Origin of the sequence: Marivirga lumbricoides, from assembly GCF_014636295.1 — a bacterium.
Taxonomy (GTDB): Bacteria; Bacteroidota; Bacteroidia; order Cytophagales; family Cyclobacteriaceae; genus Marivirga; species Marivirga lumbricoides.
The window spans coordinates 1-18,197 of sequence record NZ_BMEC01000018.1; the positions used below are offsets into that span (position 1 = coordinate 1).

Genomic DNA, 18,197 nt, shown 5'->3' on the forward strand with positions numbered 1-18,197 from the left:
CTCAATTTCTTTGAAAGAAGAAGTACCAATGCAGCAGCTGAATCATTTAATGCAAAGATCAAAGCCTTTAGAGCTCAGTTCAGAGGGGTCAAAAACGTAGCTTTCTTCCTCTATAGACTCTCAAGAACCTATGCTTGAAATTACTACTCCCCAACTTTTCGGGTTGATCCGTTGATCCATAAACACAAACTGATTTAAACAAAAAAACCTCTGATTTCTCAGAGGTCTTGTGCCAGGAGCGGGACTTGAACCCGCACGAACAAATGTTCACAAGATTTTAAGTCTTGCGTGTCTACCAATTTCACCATCCCGGCAATTTTGTAAGTGTATTTCAAAAAAAATAAGTGAGCCTTATACTCACTTATTTTGTGCTTTGAGCGGGAGACGAGGTTCGAACTCGCGACCTCAACCTTGGCAAGGTTGCGCTCTACCAGCTGAGCTACTCTCGCTTATTTCCCAATTGGGATTGCAAATTTAACACCCCTTTTTGAAAATGCAATGACTAACCCCAAAAAATATTAACTTTTTTCTAAAAAAATATTCTTAGGCTACCTGCTTCTTTAACTCTTCCTTTAGTGCCTTTGCCTCTTCACGATTCCTGGACATTTTTATATGCTTAGGAACGGGCTTCAAATCCCAGATTAAACCTAACCAAGACATAAACTTTAAACCATAATAGGTAAAATCCACTTCCCACCAAAAGAAGCCTTGTCGTGCAGAAGTTTCATAGTAGTGGTGGTTATTATGCCAACCTTCTCCTAAAGTAAGCAATGCTAACCATACACTGTTTCGCGATTCATCTCCGGTTTCATATCGTTGCTTACCAAATTTGTGCATAATGCTGTTGATAGAAAATGTAGCATGATACAATATAATAGTACTAAGGAAAAAGCCGATAAATAATGTGGAGAATCCAGCTGAAGTAAACATAGCCGTAATACTTCCTCCGTTCACTATGCCACCCAGTGCCATCACAAAAACCGCTAAAATTACCGGTGGCACCAAATAGTTTTTATTTAACCATCTCAATTCCGGGTATTTACTATAGTCAGAGATTACTTTAAAATCAGTGTGCTTAAAATCTGAACCAATAATCCAGCCTATATGAGAATACCAGAATCCAAAATGTAACATAGAGTGTGGATCTTTTAAAGTATCGCTATTTCTATGATGGTGCCTATGATGTGAAGCCCACCATAAAGCTCCTTTTTGTGCTGAAGTTTGCGAAAAGAAGGCAATCATAAACTGAAACCATCTTGAAGTATTGTAACTTCTATGAGCAAAATATCTGTGGTACCCACCTGTTACCCAAAACATTCGGAACAGGTAAAGCACCAGGCATACCAACCAGTCGAACCATGTGGCACCTGTCCAAATTGCTCCTAAAGGTAAAAGATGCACAATTGCAAAGCTCACCTCTTTTTTCCAGGAGCCTTTTGTTCTAAGCTTTAAATTTTCTTGTCTTACAGCCATTAATTAATAAAATTTTGACAAATATAGGCCTTTTAGCATGTTACGAAAAGGCAGGTTTGGTTTTAGATTAAAAAAAGAAAACGATCTGCAGAAAGTATTGGTTCAAAACAAACTGACAATTACCAATAATTAAACTCCGTTTTTTGGATAGGATGGCGCATAAAGAACTACACCGTAGTTTCTAAATACAAGAGGCATCATTATCCGGGCAAATGGTTTCAGAACTTCATGAATGATGGCCACTAATTCGTTATATTTCTTTTTTCAAATTGTTTAATATCTCCCAGCTATTTGTATCCAGTGCTTCAAATAAGATATAGTCATACATCTCTATAATGCCCCGGCAAACTTTGGTGCTGAGAATGCGCCAATTTGAAGAATGAAAATTTAGGGAAAAACCCTCTTTAAAAAACAGGATAATATAGAGGCAATCCTGAAGTCCTACGGAGAAAGATATTTTGATTGAGAAAAATCTACAGAAGAATTTATATTAATCGTGATACCTCTTTAGCGAATTTTATATCAGAAGGGCAACTCAAACATATAAAGGATCAAATGCCTTAAGAGGCGAATGATCTTAAATGATATAAATGAATGAAAAGTAAATAGAGCAACTTATTTTGCAGGAAAAAGCATCCGTTTAAGCCGCTTTTTAATTTACTTTAACCTACTCTTTAACTCATTCAGTTTTAACAAAGCTTCCACAGGTGAAATAGTATTTATATCTAATTTATCAAGCTGTTCTTTTATGGATGATAAAACAGGGTCTGCTTCAAACATATTTAACTGATATTTATTCTTGGGCACTTCCTGCATTCTTTTCTGGCTCTGATTGCGAATTTTATCTTTTTCAAGATGATGCATTATTTCATTAGCACGTAGCACAACAGGATTAGGCATACCCGCAATGTGCGCCACGTGAATACCAAAGCTATGCTCGCTTCCTCCTTTTTTAAGCTTTCTCATAAAGATGATCTCACCATTAATCTCCTTTACCGAAACATTAAAATTTTTGATCCTCGGGAAATCATTTGAAAGCTGATTCAATTCATGGTAATGAGTGGCGAAAAGCGTTTTAGCTTTTGATTTAGGGTGATTATGGAGGAATTCCACGATACTCCAGGCTATAGAAACACCATCGTAAGTACTGGTACCTCTTCCTATCTCATCCATTAGAATTAAACTTCTGTCGGAAAGGTTATTTAATATGCTTGCCGTTTCTGTCATCTCTACCATAAAGGTAGATTCCCCCTTAGAAAGATTATCTGAAGCACCTACACGCGTAAAAACTTTATCTACCAATCCAATTTCTGCTGATTTAGCCGGCACAAATGATCCCATTTGTGCCATAAGCACAATGAGAGCTGTTTGACGTAACAAAGCAGATTTACCAGCCATGTTAGGACCAGTAATTACCATGATTTGCTGAGTTTCATTATCCAGGTATACATCATTCGGAATGTATTCTTCCCCATGAGGCAATTGCTTTTCAATCACAGGATGGCGTCCCTGCTTAATATTAAGTTCGTGACCTTCATTAATTACAGGCCTTACATATTTATTTTTTTGCGCAACTTCTGCGAAGGAAAGCAGGCAATCTACCATTGAAATAATCCTTGCATTTTGCTGAATAGGACTTACATAGTCATTGGCGTGTTTAAGAATTTGCTGAAAAATACGTTGCTCAATGGCTACCATTTTATCTTCAGCTCCTAAAATTTTCTCTTCATATTGCTTAAGCTCTTCTGTAATGTATCTCTCTGCATTTACTAAAGTCTGCTTACGGATCCACTCCTGGGGCACTTTGTCCTTATGAGAGTTAGTTACTTCAAGATAGTAGCCAAACACTTTATTATAGGCTACTTTTAGTGAAGAAATGCCGGTAGCTTCCATCTCACGTTTTTGCATCTGTAGCAAATAATCTTTGCCTGAATAGGCAATTTTTCTGAGCTCATCCAATTCTTCATTAACACCATCTTTTATAAGATTCCCCTGGTTAGTAAGCAATGGAGCTTCCTCATGCAATTGTTCATCAATCAATTGGTATAAAAACTCACAGGGGTTTATTTGGTCACCCAACTTTCTTAAGGCTTCTATTTCAGATTGAGCCAAAGCATCTTTTATAGGAACAGCGAGGCCAAGTGCTTTTTTCAATTGTAGCATTTCCCGCGGATTAATTCTGCCAACAGCTACTTTGGAAATAAGCCTTTCTAAATCTCCCATTGGCTTTAAGCTATTCCTTAGCAAATCTGCCAATGATTTATCCTGGTAAAATGAATCAACAATATTAAGTCTTTCCTCAATAATGGCTTTGTCTTTAACAGGAAGCACCATCCATTTTTTGATCATGCGGGAGCCCATAGGAGTGAGGGTTTCATCTAAAATAGAAATTAGTGGTATACCTCCTTCCTGCTGAGGGTAAATTAATTCCAGATTTCGGATGGTAAACTTATCCATCCACACATATTTCTCTTCTTCAATTCTTGATATAGAAACAATGTGGTCAATATTCCTATGCTCTGTTTCCTCAAGATAATGTAAAATGGCACCTGCAGCTACAATTCCTTCTTGTATAGATTCTATTCCAAAACCTTTCAGAGAATTGGTTTTGAATTGTTTGACTAACTTTTCATAACAAAAATCATAGGCATAAATCCAATCTTCCAGGTAATGAGTGTTATAATCATCTGAGAAAGCTTTTTCAAATTCAGCTCTCACTGCTTTTGAATAAATTATTTCAGAAGGTTGAAATCCCTGAAGTAGTTTATCTATGTATGGTTTTTTTCCGGAAGCAGTCATAAACTCCCCCGTAGAAACATCCAGAAAGGCTACACCGAGTATGTCTTTAGAAAAATGGACTGAGGCTAAATAATTATTTCTACCTTGCTCCAGCACATTATCATCAAAACTAACACCAGGGGTTACTAATTCTGTAACTCCTCTTTTAACTATTCCTTTAACTGATTTAGGATCTTCCAGCTGATCACATATAGCTACACGACATCCTGAACGCACTAATTTTGGCAAATAGTTGTCCATAGCATGGTGCGGAAACCCTGCCAATTCTATATGAGAGGCTGAACCATTAGCCCTTTTCGTTAAAACAATATTTAATATCTTACTTGCCCTTACCGCATCTTCCCCAAAAGTTTCATAAAAATCACCTACACGAAACAATAATAAAGCTCCGGGATATTTAGCTTTGATCTGATTATACTGTTTCATTAATGGAGTTTCACTCCCTTCTTTAGCTTTGGCTTTGCTTTTGGACATGCTTTGCAGAAATGTTGTTAGTTTTGTAACCTCAAAGATGATAAAATATGCGGAAATTAGCCAACGAAGAGCTCAATCGATTAGCTGTAAATGAATTTAAAGAGGTAAAAAAGAACCCCATTGTTATCGTGTTGGATAATGTACGCAGCATGAACAATGTGGGATCAGCATTCAGAACAGGAGATGCCTTCCTGGTTGAAAAAGTGATGCTATGCGGAATAACAGCACAGCCTCCACACAGGGAAATCAATAAGACAGCCTTAGGAGCTACCGAATCTGTAGAATGGAAGTATTTTGAAAAAACAACAGAAGCCATTGCGCATTTAAAAGCAGAAGGCTTCAAAATTCTGAGTGTTGAACAAGCTGACAAAAGCCTGAGTCTGGAAAAATTTACCCCCCTTGGGGAAGATAAGTATGCTTTTGTTTTCGGCAATGAAGTATATGGGGTAGAGCAAGAAGTAGTGGCAGCCAGTGACCATTGTTTAGAAATCCCTCAATTTGGCACTAAGCATTCCTTAAATATTTCAGTAAGTATAGGAATAGTATTATGGCATACCGTACTAAAAGGAAATATGATTACACATTAATAGCATATACACTATATTCATCTCCTCTTTAATAAAGGACAACCTATTTAATTGAATATCAAATAATTGCGAATTCCCTAACTTGAAAGTCAATTTATTGTTGAAATTTTAATTAATGTTTGAGTCATTTCTTAATTTCTATCACTCTCAGGTTACGGTAGAATCGAGCTAAGTCTCCTATTTCATGTAAGGCTTTAAAGGGACATCATTTTTTTTAGTTTAATAAATATTGAATTAACTATTTAGTATCAGGTAAAATTATCGCGATAAGAATACACAAAGCCCCTTTACATAACGTAATACGCCTTTCGCACTTTTCTTTATTGAAAATATACAAACAAACTTACATCAGGTACATTCCAGGAAAATAAATAAGATTTTATTGATCTATAATTAGATATTTTTGTCTCTTTCTAATTTTATAAACTTTTGCATATGAAAAAATTATTACTTGTACTTGCAGTTCTTGCTGTAATGGGAACGCGGTCTTTTGCGCAAAGACTTGACAAAGAAAGAGGAAGGTTGGCTTATACTCAGCTACCATTAACACCTTTACCGGAAGATATTACTAAATACTGGGTGAATATCGATTTAGGGTACATTTTCGCAGGTGACAGCAAAACAGAGACCTTGAATAAAATTAAAGATGCCGCGACCATTTCTCATCTGGAGAAAACAATGGATGAAGGCGTAGAACTTTTGGTGAGACTTGAAACTTACTATAAAAGTGAAGTAGTATTTTCTACAGTAGAAAAAAAAGAAAAGCGTGATGACAAAGAAGTAAACGTAACTTATTACTTCGTTACCTTCGACTACAAGTACCCTTTATATTTCGAAGTTAAACTTCCTGGAGAGATGGAGGCATTAAAATCCGGCTTTTCTAACAACTCCAACAATATGGTGAACTATAGAAGTGCTGATTTTAAAACCAGCAAAGAAAGAAATGACTGGTGGAATGCAAACTATAAAACTTTGCAAAGTAAATTAAGAACATCTTTACTGAATACTAATGTGGGTAATTTGAAAAACACTTTGGAAGATCTGTACTCTTATGGCAAGAATACAAATTATACTGAATTTGTTGCAGTAAAAAAATTCAAGAAGTTCGAGTACCCTGATTTAGATCTGGCACTTGAAAAAGTAAAAGCTGGCATTGCAGAAATTTCTGAAGATGACATAGTTTTCAATGAAAAATTCACAGCAAACATGGAAGAAGCTATTGTTATCTGGGAGAAAGCTTTAGAAGAAAGTGATCCTGAAAATAAAAAGACCAGAATCAATGAAAAAGTAACAGAAGCTATCTACAATAACCTCGCACTTACTTATGTATTAATGTCCGACTTTGAGAAAGCTGACGAAACAATTGCTATTGCTGAAGAAAAGCTTGGCAAAAAAGCTATCGATAATTATATAAAAACATTCTTATCAGATAGAAGAACTCGTTTCGCTGCTAATGAAGGTAGAATTCCTACTTCTTACCCAGCTCCATAATTGAAATTTAATTCCGAGAAATAAACATACAACTAATGAAAATACTTAAACTTACCTTTTTAAGCTGCTTAATTATTGCAGTATTTGCATGTTCCAGTACTGAAGAGGAAACTATTCCTGATAACGTAATAATAGATAGCGAAGGTTTAATTATTGATCTTGAATGGTCAACCGGGGGTTCAGCAACACAGGCTACTACTGATGCTGACCTAGATCTATTCCTCACAAACGGTACTAAAGATTTAAAATCATCAGTAGGATCATCTTTTGAGCAAGTTGACATAGAAGACATCTATTCTGATGGCTCTTATACCATTACTGTAGAGTATTATAGAGGTAGCAAGGCTGTTGATTATACTTTATATCTAAGGGGCGGATCAAGCAGCGAAAGTATCAAATATACAGGTACTTTCAGGTCTGACGATGCGGGTTTATCGGTAACATACCTTGAAATTGCAAAAGTCGGTGATAGGTACACAATAATCGACTTATAAATTCAACCTTTGAGGCATCAGGGAGGCTATCTAATGGCCTCCCTTTTTTTATGCAAAAACCCAATCCCCTTTATGGATCAAGTTTCTTGCAATAGCGAAGAAATGTATTAAAACCTCATCAATTTCATTAAGACTACGTAACACTTTAGTAGAAGCCATTTTTCGCTATGCTTATAGCATACGCAGAGTAAAAGGCCTTAAATTAAATTTATAACTCAAGTGTTTAAGTCATGAAACTTCTCAGATTTTCATTCATAAGCTTATTAATCATCATTGTATTTTCCTGCACAGATAATGAAGAAGAAATTCTACCCGATACTAATGAGAATGTCATAACAGATACTGACGGAATAACCATACGACTGGAGTGGTCAACAGGTGGCTCAGACGATCAGGCACAGGATGATGTTGATTTAGAACTATTTTTAAGCAGGAATGGTAATGAGGTAGATGCTTCTGATGAATTTGGCTTCGAGCAGGTACAGCTTCAAAACATTAATGATGACGGAAGGTATATAGTTGCAGCGCAATATTTCAGTGGTGAGAAAGATATTGATTACGATTTTAATCTAACAGGAATAGAAAGTGGAGAAAGTTTATCCTATAGTGGCTCCATATCTGCTGAGGATCAAGGCCTCACAATTAACTACCTTGAAATTCAAAAAGACGGTGAACTCTATAGTATTAATGAGCTATAGGTGTGCAGGAAATTGGCCCCCTCATTAATAAAAATTATGGTTGCAGGTACTCTTCTTCACGGATGTGATGCAAGTATTATTATATCAGGCCCCATTATATTAGAGCTCGTTATATCAGGGCTGGTTATTTCCTTTTGAGATAATACTTTACTTCCGTTCTCCTTTAATTGGTTACAATAAGTAATTGAGAATGCACAAACGCCCATTATCAATAAGCTCATCATTAACCTCCTGAACAAATTATTCATGTTAACCGATTTGATATAAAACAAAAATACGATCAAAATTATTAATAATAGAATTTTTAATATACTTTTTTTAATTATTAGAAGCTTCTTGTCTAGCTTTTTAGCCCTTAAGTCTTAGTAAATCATACGAATAATTGTAATTTTACCGTATTCACCGAAAAATAACATCCTATGGATTATAGAATAGAAAAAGATACAATGGGCGAAGTAAAAGTTCCTTCAGATAAATACTGGGGAGCCCAAACAGAAAGAAGTAGAAATAATTTTAAAATAGGCCCGGAAGCTAGTATGCCTTTGGAGATAGTCCATGGTTTTGCTTATCTTAAAAAAGCGGCTGCGCAAACCAACTTTGAGTTAGGTGTATTAAGTGAAGAAAAAAAGAATCTGATTGCGCAAGTATGTGACGAAATTTTAGACAATCAGCATAATGATCAGTTCCCGCTGGTTATATGGCAAACAGGATCAGGCACACAATCAAACATGAATGTGAATGAAGTAATTGCCAATAGAGCTCAGATATTGGCAGGCAGGAAGTATGAAGATGAAAAAATAGTTCATCCAAACGATGATGTAAATAAATCTCAATCTTCCAACGATACCTTCCCTACAGGAATGCATATTGCTGCTTATAAAATGCTTATGGAAACCACCATTCCCGGTGTAGAGCAATTAAGAGATACGCTTCAGGAAAAATCTAAGGCGTTTGAGAAGGTAGTGAAAATTGGAAGAACTCACCTTATGGATGCCACGCCTCTAACGCTTGGTCAGGAATTTTCTGGCTATGTATCACAGCTTAACCACGGCATAAAAGCTTTAAAAAATACTTTAGCCCATCTTTCCGAACTTGCCTTAGGCGGAACAGCAGTTGGCACAGGAATCAATACACCAAAAGGTTACTCTGAATTGGTAGCTAAAAATATTGCTAAATTCTCTGGCCTTCCATTTATTACCGCAGAAAACAAATTTGAGGCCTTGGCAGCACACGATGCTATAGTAGAATCTCATGGTGCGTTAAAGCAGTTAGCTGTATCATTAAATAAGATTGCTAATGACATTCGTATGTTGGCTTCCGGCCCTAGATCAGGAATAGGCGAAATCAATATACCCGCCAATGAACCTGGTTCATCTATTATGCCTGGTAAAGTAAACCCTACTCAGTCTGAGGCACTCACTATGGTTTGCGCTCAAGTAATGGGTAACGATGTGGCTATCACTATTGGTGGAACTCAGGGCCATTATGAGTTAAATGTTTTTAAACCTCTAATGGCGGCCAATTTCTTGCAATCTGCTAAATTGATTGGTGATGCTTGTGTTTCTTTTAATGAAAACTGTGCTGTGGGCATTGAACCTAATCACGCAAGAATTAAAGAACACCTTGATAATTCTCTGATGTTGGTAACCGCATTAAATACTAAGATAGGTTATGAAAAGGCTGCTAAAATAGCTAAAAAGGCGCATGAGAATGGTACCAGATTAAAAGAAGAAGCTATTAATTTAGGCTACTTAACTGCTGAAGAGTTTGATGAGTGGGTACGACCTGAAGATATGATTGGAAGTTTAAAAAACTAAAAATAGTATTATTTGTCGTTATTGCACTTATTTTTGTACTTTAGTCTAAATTAATTTTGAAAACTTTCAATAATCTCCATATGAAATGAGCATAAATTTTGGAATCCTTAATATATCAAAAAAGGAGGAATAAAATTTATAGAATTCCATGTGACCATTAAAAACAAATTATATACACATGAAAACGAAAATCAGCTTAATAATATTTGCATTATTTTTTGCATTTGCTTTGCCGGCTTATTCACAAATGAGTAAGAAAGAAAAGAAAGAGTGGAAAAAAAGAGCAAAGGAACTGAAGAATAATCCTGAAGAATTAAAAGCTTTGGAAGAAGAAAACGAAAGTTTAAAAAGCTCTGTAGCAAGTTTAAACTCTCAGGTGGATAACCTTAAAACACAATTGGCAGATAAAAATGCACAAATTAATGCTGCACGTGAAGAAGCTCAGGAAGCAAAGGCTATGGCAGAAATGGCAAGACAAAAAGCGATGGAAGCCAATAAACAGCCTCAGCCTACAACAGCACTTGATGAAAGCGGAACTTGGTTCAAAGTACAGGTAGGTGCTTTTGAAAACATTGATATGTCAGAATATTTCAAGAACAACCCTAATTTCAGTGGCGAAACCACCGAAGAAGGTTACCAAAGAATCACTTTAGGCAGATTCCGTGATTATTGGGAAGCTGATAAATTCAAAAAAGTGTTAAGAAAGATGGGAGTAAAAGAAGCGTGGATAGTACCTTATAAAGAGGGCGTAAGAGTTCCTTTAAAAGAAGTACTGGAAAGTCTTTCTGCTAAGCCTGAGTAAGCAGGTAAATGACCCTTCAATATTTCAGGAGTTGTAACCTTTTTACAGCTCCTGAAACAATTACTATCACTCCTTGCAGGTTTTACCAAGTAGACCAATAGAACCTAAATTACTTTGAAACCTTACTTTTCCTCTCTTAAAAAAATTTCGCTTGGAACCGAACTTCAATTTATTGAAGATACTCTAATTAGTGATGTCTTTATTGATAGCAGAAATGCTCTATTGCATAAAAGCAGTATCTTCTTTGCTATAAAAGGAGCCAGAAACAATGGCCACCAATTTATAGCTAGCCTATACCATGATGGTGTACGAAACTTTGTTGTAGAAGAGGAAATTGACCCTAAGTATCTGCCCGGAGCCAATATTTTTCTGGCTAAGAGTAGTATTAGTACACTGCAGTCGTTCGCTGCTCTAAAAAGACAGTTATATCATGGTAAACTGGTTGCCATCACAGGAAGCAACGGAAAAACAATAACAAAAGAGTGGCTGGGACAACTTATGTCTTCATTCTACTCCGTTTATAAAAGCCCTCGTAGTTTCAACTCACAGGTAGGTGTACCATTGTCACTCTGGCCATTAAGTGATTACCAGGATTATGCAATAATTGAAGCCGGAATCTCTAAAATGGGAGAGATGGAGCATCTTCAAAAGATCATACAGCCTGAAATAGGAATTTTCACCAATATTGGAACTGCCCATGATGAAGGTTTTCCTAACCTGGAAGAAAAAGCCTTACAGAAAGCGATTCTATTTAAAGAGAGTAGCACCATTATCTACAGCAAAGATTATCCGGAAGTGGCCCATGCACTTCATAACATTCCGGATCTGTCCAGCAAAAACCTTATCGGTTGGTCTTTTGAAGACAACACAAGTAGTTATTTTGTAGAAACTGAAGAAAAAAACAGCTTAACCGCAATCAGAATCCCTTTTAATGATAAGCTATTCATTTTTGAGGTGCCATTTACTGATTATGCCTCTCTTGAAAACATTACAAACTGCTTATTTTTCTTGCTGAACGAAGGCATTCCAGTTAAGCTTATCCATAATGCATTAATGGAATTAAAACCAGTAGCTATGAGAATGGAAGTAAAGCAAGCCATTCATCAAAACTACCTGGTAGATGACTCTTACAATAATGACCTCGTGGGTTTAGACACTGCCATACAGTTTTTCAGACAACAAAAGCAGTTTGCAAATAAAGTAATTATCTTATCTGATTTACTGGAAACAGGACTATCCGATTCATTGCTGTATCAACAAGTTGCTAAGAAAATTGAGACTGAAAAACTCTCTTTGTTTATAGGAGTAGGACCAGCAATATCCCGACAAAAAAATCTTTTCCAAACTAATTCTTTATTTTTCAATACTACCGAAGAGCTTCTTTTATACTTGAATGAGCGCCCAATTAAAGAATCTGTTATACTCATTAAAGGAGCCCGAAGCTTTCATTTTGAAAAAATTGTAAAATCACTTGAGCAAAAGATACATGGTACTGTGCTTGAGGTTAACTTAAATGCCATTACTCACAATCTGAATTTTTATAGATCAAAACTTAAGCCAAGGGTTAAAACTATGGCTATGGTGAAAGCTTTTTCCTATGGCAATGGCAGCCATGAAGTGGCAAACTGGTTACAATTTCAAAAGGTAGATTATCTGGCTGTTGCTTATTCCGATGAGGGGGTTGCTTTACGTCAGCATGGCATCCATTTACCGATTATGGTGATGAATCCTACAGTTTCTTCATTTGATCTTCTCACAAAATATCAACTTGAACCAGAAATTTATAGCCTGGAATTATTTCAGGAATATGCCAGTTTCGTACGTGGAAAAAAAGGCGCTTTCAAGGTACATCTTAAGTTGGATACAGGAATGCACAGGCTCGGTTTTGAATCCGGAGATTTAAATGAGCTTATATCAAGATTACGGGATAATCCTCAGTTTAAAGTAGCTTCAATTTTTAGTCATTTGGCTGGGTCAGACGAAGCCATTCATAATGGATTTTCCGCCAAACAAGCTTTCTCCTTCAAGAAGATGGCGGAAGAGCTGATAGAGGCGCTTAATTACAGGCCTTTGTTACATTTACTTAACAGCCCAGGGATTTCCAGGTTTCCTGACTTCCAATTTGACATGGTAAGGTTAGGAGTTGGTTTATACGGTGTAGATGCTACTCAACTTCACCAGGACAGATTGCAGTCGGTATCTGTATTGAAAACAGTAATTTCCCAGGTGAAATTTGTTAAACAAGGTGATACCATTGGTTACTCTCGAAAAGGTGTAGCAGAAAAACATATGAGAATTGCAACAATTGCCATAGGGTATGCTGATGGATATGACAGAAAGTTCAGTAATGGAATTGGCAAAGTTCATATTCAAGGAAAACCTGCACCAGTAGTTGGTAATGTATGCATGGATATGTGCATGGTGGATGTTACCGATATTGACTGCACTGCCGGAGAAGAAGTAATAGTTTTCGGCCAAAACCCTACCCTCTTTGAATTGGCTGATGCAATAAATACTATCCCTTACGAGATACTGACAAATGTAAGCGATAGGGTTAAAAGAGTTTTCTATTCAGAGTAAACCCGCTTAAACAATTGATAATCAAGATTATACAATACTAAATCACAGTAGAAAAGCATTTTCTATTTAAATCAAATAAATACATTAGTACGAAAAATACCCAGAAGTAGGTATAGGATTCCTGCTTTCCTTGCTTCACTTTTGGTAAATGAAGTCACTAATATTTTTCTTAACCTCCATATTTTTATGGGTTCCTGAAAATGGATCTGAGAAAATATTACCTATTGAGAAACAGACTTTTATAAGAATCCAAACCACTGAATTCATTGATAGACCGGAAAAGGTGTTTGAAAGACGGAATGAATCAGTTTATACCCGCAGAAAAATTCATCATAGTGTGAAAAATTAAACACAACCTTAAAATCAATTTTTATAATGATTGCGAAAAGCAGGGATTTAGTGCAGCATTTAATGGGAAAATGGAAATGCAGTGGCTATGAAGAAAACGATAAAGAAATAAAAGATTTTAATTCCTTTGAGCTTACATTTAAGCAAGCTACTATAATTTGTTCTCCTCGCGGAAATAAATTATGGCCAGCAAAATGTCAATATGAATCAATAGGTTCAATAAATGGGGGATATTACTTTAGAGAGGATGGGTGCTTTTTCCAGGTAAAAAACATGATGGAAAATAATATTACAATAGAATTGAATCTTAGAATAACGGAAGAAGGCTCAATAAATAAATATATATTTTATCTAAAAAAAGAAAATAACTGAAAGCTAGCTCACTTTCAGCTACTATCTATAAGTTTTAATGAGATTTTATTTTAGCCGTTTGTTCTCATCCATTTCAAAAGCGTTTTATAATTCACTTTAGTGCCATGCATTAAAATTCCTATTCTGTAAACTCTTCCTGCTATCCAGATTGTAAAGAGGAAGCCAAATACCATTAATATCATACTTAAAGCTAACTCCCATGCGGGCACACCAAAGGCTACTCTGGCCATCATAGCAACTGGTGAGGTGAATGGAATGATGGAGAGCCAGAAACTCACATTTCCATCAGGGTCTGGCATTACAAACATAAATGTTCCTAAAAATCCAATGATCATCGGCAATGTAATGGGTAATGTAAACTGTTGAGCATCAGAGATATTATCTACAGCCGAACCCACTGCGGCAAATAACGCCCCATATAAGAGATAGCCACTGATAAAGAAAAATATAAATACTGAAATATAATAAGCGTAGGGAATATCATATACTATTTCCATTACTTCGTTTACTTCCGAATTATTCATTAATGCTTCTACTGATTCGTTTCCTGATCCATTCATCGAAGAAACATCCGTCATGCTTTGCTGAGCAGCTTGCATTTCCGCAGGGTTTAAACCGAAAATAGAAAATACTGCTGTAGATAATACAAAAATTAAAACTACCCATATGGCAAACTGCAATAAACCTACTGAAGCTACCCCTATTACTTTCCCCAGCATCAACTGGAATGGCTTCACGGAAGAAACTATTATTTCAACAATCTTACTGGACTTTTCCTCAATTACGCCTTGCATAATTTGCGAACCGTAGATTAAAACGAACATATAAACCAGAAAGCTAAACCCATAGGCTATTCCGTAAGCAACACCTGCACTACTGGCCTGTTCCTCTCCAGTTTCGCTAATGTTAACTGAGGGAAGTGAAATACTTGTTTTTAACTCTTCAAGCTGCTCTTCACTAATTCCTGATGCTTTCAGTTTCTTATCTCTGATTTGAGATTCTACTTTGTTCTCAAAATAAGAGCTCGCCTGAAGACTAGGATTTTTCTTTGTGTATAGTACCATACCACCCGGATTCATGAGGTCAAGCTTTGGCAAATACAAAAGTGCGTAAGCATCGCTTTCACTAAAAGCAAGCTTAGCCGCTTCAATATCAGAATCTAAATTCTGAAATTGATATTTTCTGTCGCTTTCAAGCTCAAAATCGTTACCTTCATCCAACACATAAACAACCTGTTCCTTCGCACTCTTCTGTTCCTCCAGGGCAAAATACAACATGGTTCCTATTACTGCAGGAAAAAGCAAAGGCACTAAAATAGTTGCCAAAAGGAAGCTTTTCTTCTTTACCCTGCCTTCAAATTCTCTTTTTATGACTAAGCCAATTTTACTCATGGTCTGTAAAAGTTAATAATCTTAAGCTACAACTTCTTTTTCGGCTGTAGCACCCTGTACTAATTTTATAAAAATATCACTGATAGAAGGAATTTCTTCCTGAAATGAAATGATTTGAACAGACTGACTTAAGAGTAATTCAAGTAAATCGTTCGATGTAAAATTCTCTGCAAGCCTTACTTTAGCCTCTGATGTTCCATCTACATGTTCAATATTTGAAAGTAATTCAAACTGATTGGATGGCGTAAGGGCCTTACCCCGGTAAGTTATCCTGTAAATATGAGATTTATATTTTTCTTTGATAGCGGTTTTTTCTCCATCCAGAATTTTCTCTGACTTATTGATCAATGCAATATGGTCACACAATTCTTCCACTGATTCCATTCTGTGCGTACTAAATATGATAGTACTGCCTTTCTCGCGAAGAGCCAATATTTCATCCTTAATTAAATTAGCGTTAATAGGATCAAATCCTGAGAATGGCTCATCTAAAATGATAAGTTCCGGCTCATGCATTACTGTTGCTACAAACTGAACTTTCTGCTGCATTCCTTTGGATAGGTCTTCTACTTTTTTCTGTAACCAGTCAGTAGCACCAAATCTCTCCATCCACACTTTAATTTTAGCCTTAGCATCAGTTTTAGACAACCCCTTTAACTGTGCCAGGTAAAGAAGCTGATCACCTACTTTCATTTTTTTGTATAGGCCTCTTTCTTCAGGTAAGTACCCGATTGTACCAATATGCTTAGGTGCTAATGCTTCACCATTAATTTGAATTTCACCAGAATCAGCATAAATAATCTGGTTTACAATTCTGATGAAAGTACTCTTACCAGCTCCATTTGGGCCCAAAAGACCAAAAATAGATTGCTTCGGAATTTCCAGACTCAGGTTGTTAAGCGCTATATTCTTGTGAAATGATTTATTGAGATTTTCAGCTGTAAGTATATTCACGGCATTTTTTTTATCTCAAATGTATTTAAAAATGAACGCCTTGCAAAGAAAAAGTTGATTATCGCCTAAAATAAGTGATAAAACATGTTATTTAGATGATGCATAAGCTTATTATTGGATTTTAGAAATCGCTATTACTTCATCACCTCCTTATATTGCATATTATGTAATTGGGTGTAGAAACCGGATTCTGCCAGGAGTTCTTCATGCGTACCCATTTCCTTAATTTCCCCCTTATCAAGCAACATAATTTTATCTGCTTTCTGAATGGTGGAAAGCCTGTGAGCAATTACAATACTGGTTCTCCCTTTCATCATTTTATCAATGGCTTTCTGTATCATTTCTTCAGTTTCTGTATCTACAGAAGAGGTGGCTTCATCCAAAACAATGATTTTTGGATTATAGACCATCGCCCTAACGAAAGAAATGAGCTGCCGCTGACCCACTGAAAGCGTGGCACCACGCTCCATTACATTATAATTGTAAGCACCGGGCAGTCGCTCAATAAACTTTCTTGCTCCTACCATCTCGGCTGCATCTACCACCTGTTGATGAGAAATATTTGGATTGCCCAGGGTTATATTATATTCAATAGTGTCAGAAAACAAGAAAACATCCTGTAAAACAACCCCTATATTTGATCTCAAATAATTAAGATCATACTCTTTAATATCTACTCCATCAAGGCAAATACTACCCTCCTGAATATCGTAAAAGCGGCTTAGAAGATTTATTACAGATGATTTACCCGCTCCGGTTGCTCCTACCAATGCTACTGTTTCACCTTCATTTACATCGAAAGAGATATTTTTAAGTACAGTTTCATCTTCATTGTAAGCAAAAGAAACATTTTTGAATTGAATTTCTCCTCTTAAATCTTCGGGCTTATGAGAACCATTATCAGGAATATGCTCTTTGTTATCAAGTAAGTTTAATATTCTGGAAGAACTTACTATACCCATCTGTAACGTATTGAACCTATCTGCAATTAACCGGATTGGCCTAAAGAACATCTGGATGTAAAGAATAAAGGCCACAAGCATACCCAGCGTAATGCCACTTTCTACCTGGTTAATAACCCCTTTTGATCCGTACCAAACCAGCAATCCTATACCTGTGGCCTGAATAACTTCTGCTACAGGAAAATAAATAGAATAATACAATACAGACCGAATATTTGACCTCTTATGCTCTTCATTAATCTTTTTAAAGGCTTCATATTCTCGCTTTTCAGCAGTAAAAATCTGAACTACTGACATACCCGTTACATGCTCCTGAACAAATGAATTGAGGTTAGATACGGCATTTCTTACTTCATTAAATGCCACTTTAACCTTTTCCTTAAAGATGTAAGTGCTCAAAAACAGAAGAGGTAAAGTTGCTAACGAAACTAAAGTTAGCTTCCAGCTCATGGCAAACATCATAATCAGTATGAAAAGAATCTGCAAAATATCACCAATCATACCCGCAATCCCCTGACTGAATACATCTGAAAGTGTTTCTACATCTGAGACATTTCTTGTTACCAATCTCCCTATTGGTGTTTTATCAAAAAACTTCAGGCGCAGACTCAATAAATGTCGGTAAAGTTTCAATCTGATGTCCCGTATAATATATTGTCCTAGCCAGCCTGAAATATAAGTATGCCCATACTGAACTATCGCCTGCAATATCAGAAGCCCTACAAGTATTATGGTCATCCATAGTAAGCCCTGAAAATCGTTTTGAGCGATAGGTTGATCAATGGCTTTCTGAATAACAAAAGGTCTGGCAGGAGCCAATACTGCAAGTGCTATTGTTAGGAATACCAGAAAATAAAATCTCTTTTTATAGGGTATAACAAACTGATATAAGCGCTTGAGCACATTAGTATCAATTATATTGCCGCTTTTAATATCTTCTTTTTTCACTCTTGGT

The 18,197-nt window shown here is 36.2% G+C and carries 15 protein-coding genes and 2 tRNA genes; 10 read left to right on the forward strand and 7 right to left on the reverse strand.

The genetic code is table 11. The features are described 5' to 3' along the window. Positions 1 to 138: transposase (locus IEV85_RS22065; RefSeq protein ID WP_188467446.1), on the forward strand; the 138-nt coding region annotated here is incomplete at its 5' end. A gap of 92 nt (positions 139 to 230) precedes the next feature. On the opposite strand, the gene IEV85_RS22070 is transcribed toward IEV85_RS22065, so the two are convergent. From IEV85_RS22070 to mutS, 4 genes are all read right to left on the reverse strand, one after another. Further along, positions 231 to 314, reverse strand: a tRNA-Leu gene (locus tag IEV85_RS22070). Between the two features lie 62 nt (positions 315 to 376). Beyond that, positions 377 to 449 (reverse strand) — tRNA-Gly (locus IEV85_RS22075). A gap of 94 nt (positions 450 to 543) precedes the next feature. Further along, positions 544 to 1,473 carry an acyl-CoA desaturase gene (locus tag IEV85_RS22080; protein ID WP_188467447.1) on the reverse strand — a complete coding sequence of 310 codons (930 nt, stop codon included), beginning with the start codon at positions 1,471 to 1,473 and terminating at the stop codon, positions 544 to 546. A gap of 657 nt (positions 1,474 to 2,130) precedes the next feature. Then, the gene (gene mutS / locus IEV85_RS22085) at positions 2,131 to 4,746 is read right to left on the reverse strand and encodes a DNA mismatch repair protein MutS (RefSeq protein ID WP_188467448.1); all 2,616 of its coding nucleotides are present in this window, start codon (positions 4,744 to 4,746) and stop codon (positions 2,131 to 2,133) included. Positions 4,747 to 4,793: 47 nt separating this feature from the next. Between mutS and IEV85_RS22090 the strand changes: the two genes are divergently transcribed. The 9 genes from IEV85_RS22090 (at position 4,794) to IEV85_RS22130 (ending at position 13,935) form a co-directional block, all read left to right on the forward strand. Next, complete coding sequence (locus IEV85_RS22090; RefSeq protein WP_188467449.1) at positions 4,794 to 5,333, forward strand: RNA methyltransferase; 540 nt, start codon at positions 4,794 to 4,796, stop codon at positions 5,331 to 5,333. Between the two features lie 435 nt (positions 5,334 to 5,768). Next, positions 5,769 to 6,824: a hypothetical protein gene (locus IEV85_RS22095; protein WP_188467450.1), complete on the forward strand. Its 1,056-nt coding sequence runs from the start codon at positions 5,769 to 5,771 to the stop codon at positions 6,822 to 6,824. 35 nt (positions 6,825 to 6,859) lie between these two features. Further along, positions 6,860 to 7,318 carry a hypothetical protein gene (locus IEV85_RS22100; protein ID WP_188467451.1) on the forward strand — a complete coding sequence of 153 codons (459 nt, stop codon included), beginning with the start codon at positions 6,860 to 6,862 and terminating at the stop codon, positions 7,316 to 7,318. Between the two features lie 230 nt (positions 7,319 to 7,548). Beyond that, entirely contained in the window at positions 7,549 to 8,016 is a 468-nt protein-coding gene (locus IEV85_RS22105; RefSeq protein ID WP_188467452.1) for a hypothetical protein, read from the forward strand. A gap of 419 nt (positions 8,017 to 8,435) precedes the next feature. Beyond that, positions 8,436 to 9,833 (forward strand): class II fumarate hydratase, encoded by a 1,398-nt coding sequence (gene fumC / locus IEV85_RS22110; RefSeq protein WP_188467453.1) that lies wholly within the window; start codon positions 8,436 to 8,438, stop codon positions 9,831 to 9,833. A gap of 178 nt (positions 9,834 to 10,011) precedes the next feature. Further along, positions 10,012 to 10,635, forward strand: a complete 624-nt coding sequence (locus IEV85_RS22115) for an Ezrin/radixin/moesin family protein (RefSeq protein WP_188467454.1) — start codon at positions 10,012 to 10,014, stop codon at positions 10,633 to 10,635. A 114-nt stretch (positions 10,636 to 10,749) separates the two neighbouring features. Continuing rightward, positions 10,750 to 13,215 (forward strand): bifunctional UDP-N-acetylmuramoyl-tripeptide:D-alanyl-D-alanine ligase/alanine racemase, encoded by a 2,466-nt coding sequence (locus tag IEV85_RS22120; protein WP_229712694.1) that lies wholly within the window; start codon positions 10,750 to 10,752, stop codon positions 13,213 to 13,215. A 148-nt stretch (positions 13,216 to 13,363) separates the two neighbouring features. Next, positions 13,364 to 13,564 carry a hypothetical protein gene (locus IEV85_RS22125; RefSeq protein ID WP_188467455.1) on the forward strand — a complete coding sequence of 67 codons (201 nt, stop codon included), beginning with the start codon at positions 13,364 to 13,366 and terminating at the stop codon, positions 13,562 to 13,564. 26 nt (positions 13,565 to 13,590) lie between these two features. Continuing rightward, positions 13,591 to 13,935, forward strand: a complete 345-nt coding sequence (locus IEV85_RS22130) for a hypothetical protein (protein WP_188467456.1) — start codon at positions 13,591 to 13,593, stop codon at positions 13,933 to 13,935. A 50-nt stretch (positions 13,936 to 13,985) separates the two neighbouring features. On the opposite strand, the gene IEV85_RS22135 is transcribed toward IEV85_RS22130, so the two are convergent. From IEV85_RS22135 to IEV85_RS22145, 3 genes are all read right to left on the reverse strand, one after another. Then, entirely contained in the window at positions 13,986 to 15,326 is a 1,341-nt protein-coding gene (locus IEV85_RS22135) for an ABC transporter permease (protein ID WP_188467457.1), read from the reverse strand. A gap of 21 nt (positions 15,327 to 15,347) precedes the next feature. Then, a complete protein-coding gene (locus IEV85_RS22140) occupies positions 15,348 to 16,280 on the reverse strand; it encodes an ABC transporter ATP-binding protein (protein WP_188467458.1) in 933 nt (310 codons plus the stop codon). Between the two features lie 134 nt (positions 16,281 to 16,414). Next, positions 16,415 to 18,190 (reverse strand): ABC transporter ATP-binding protein, encoded by a 1,776-nt coding sequence (locus tag IEV85_RS22145; protein ID WP_188467459.1) that lies wholly within the window; start codon positions 18,188 to 18,190, stop codon positions 16,415 to 16,417. Positions 18,191 to 18,197 lie beyond the last annotated feature (7 nt).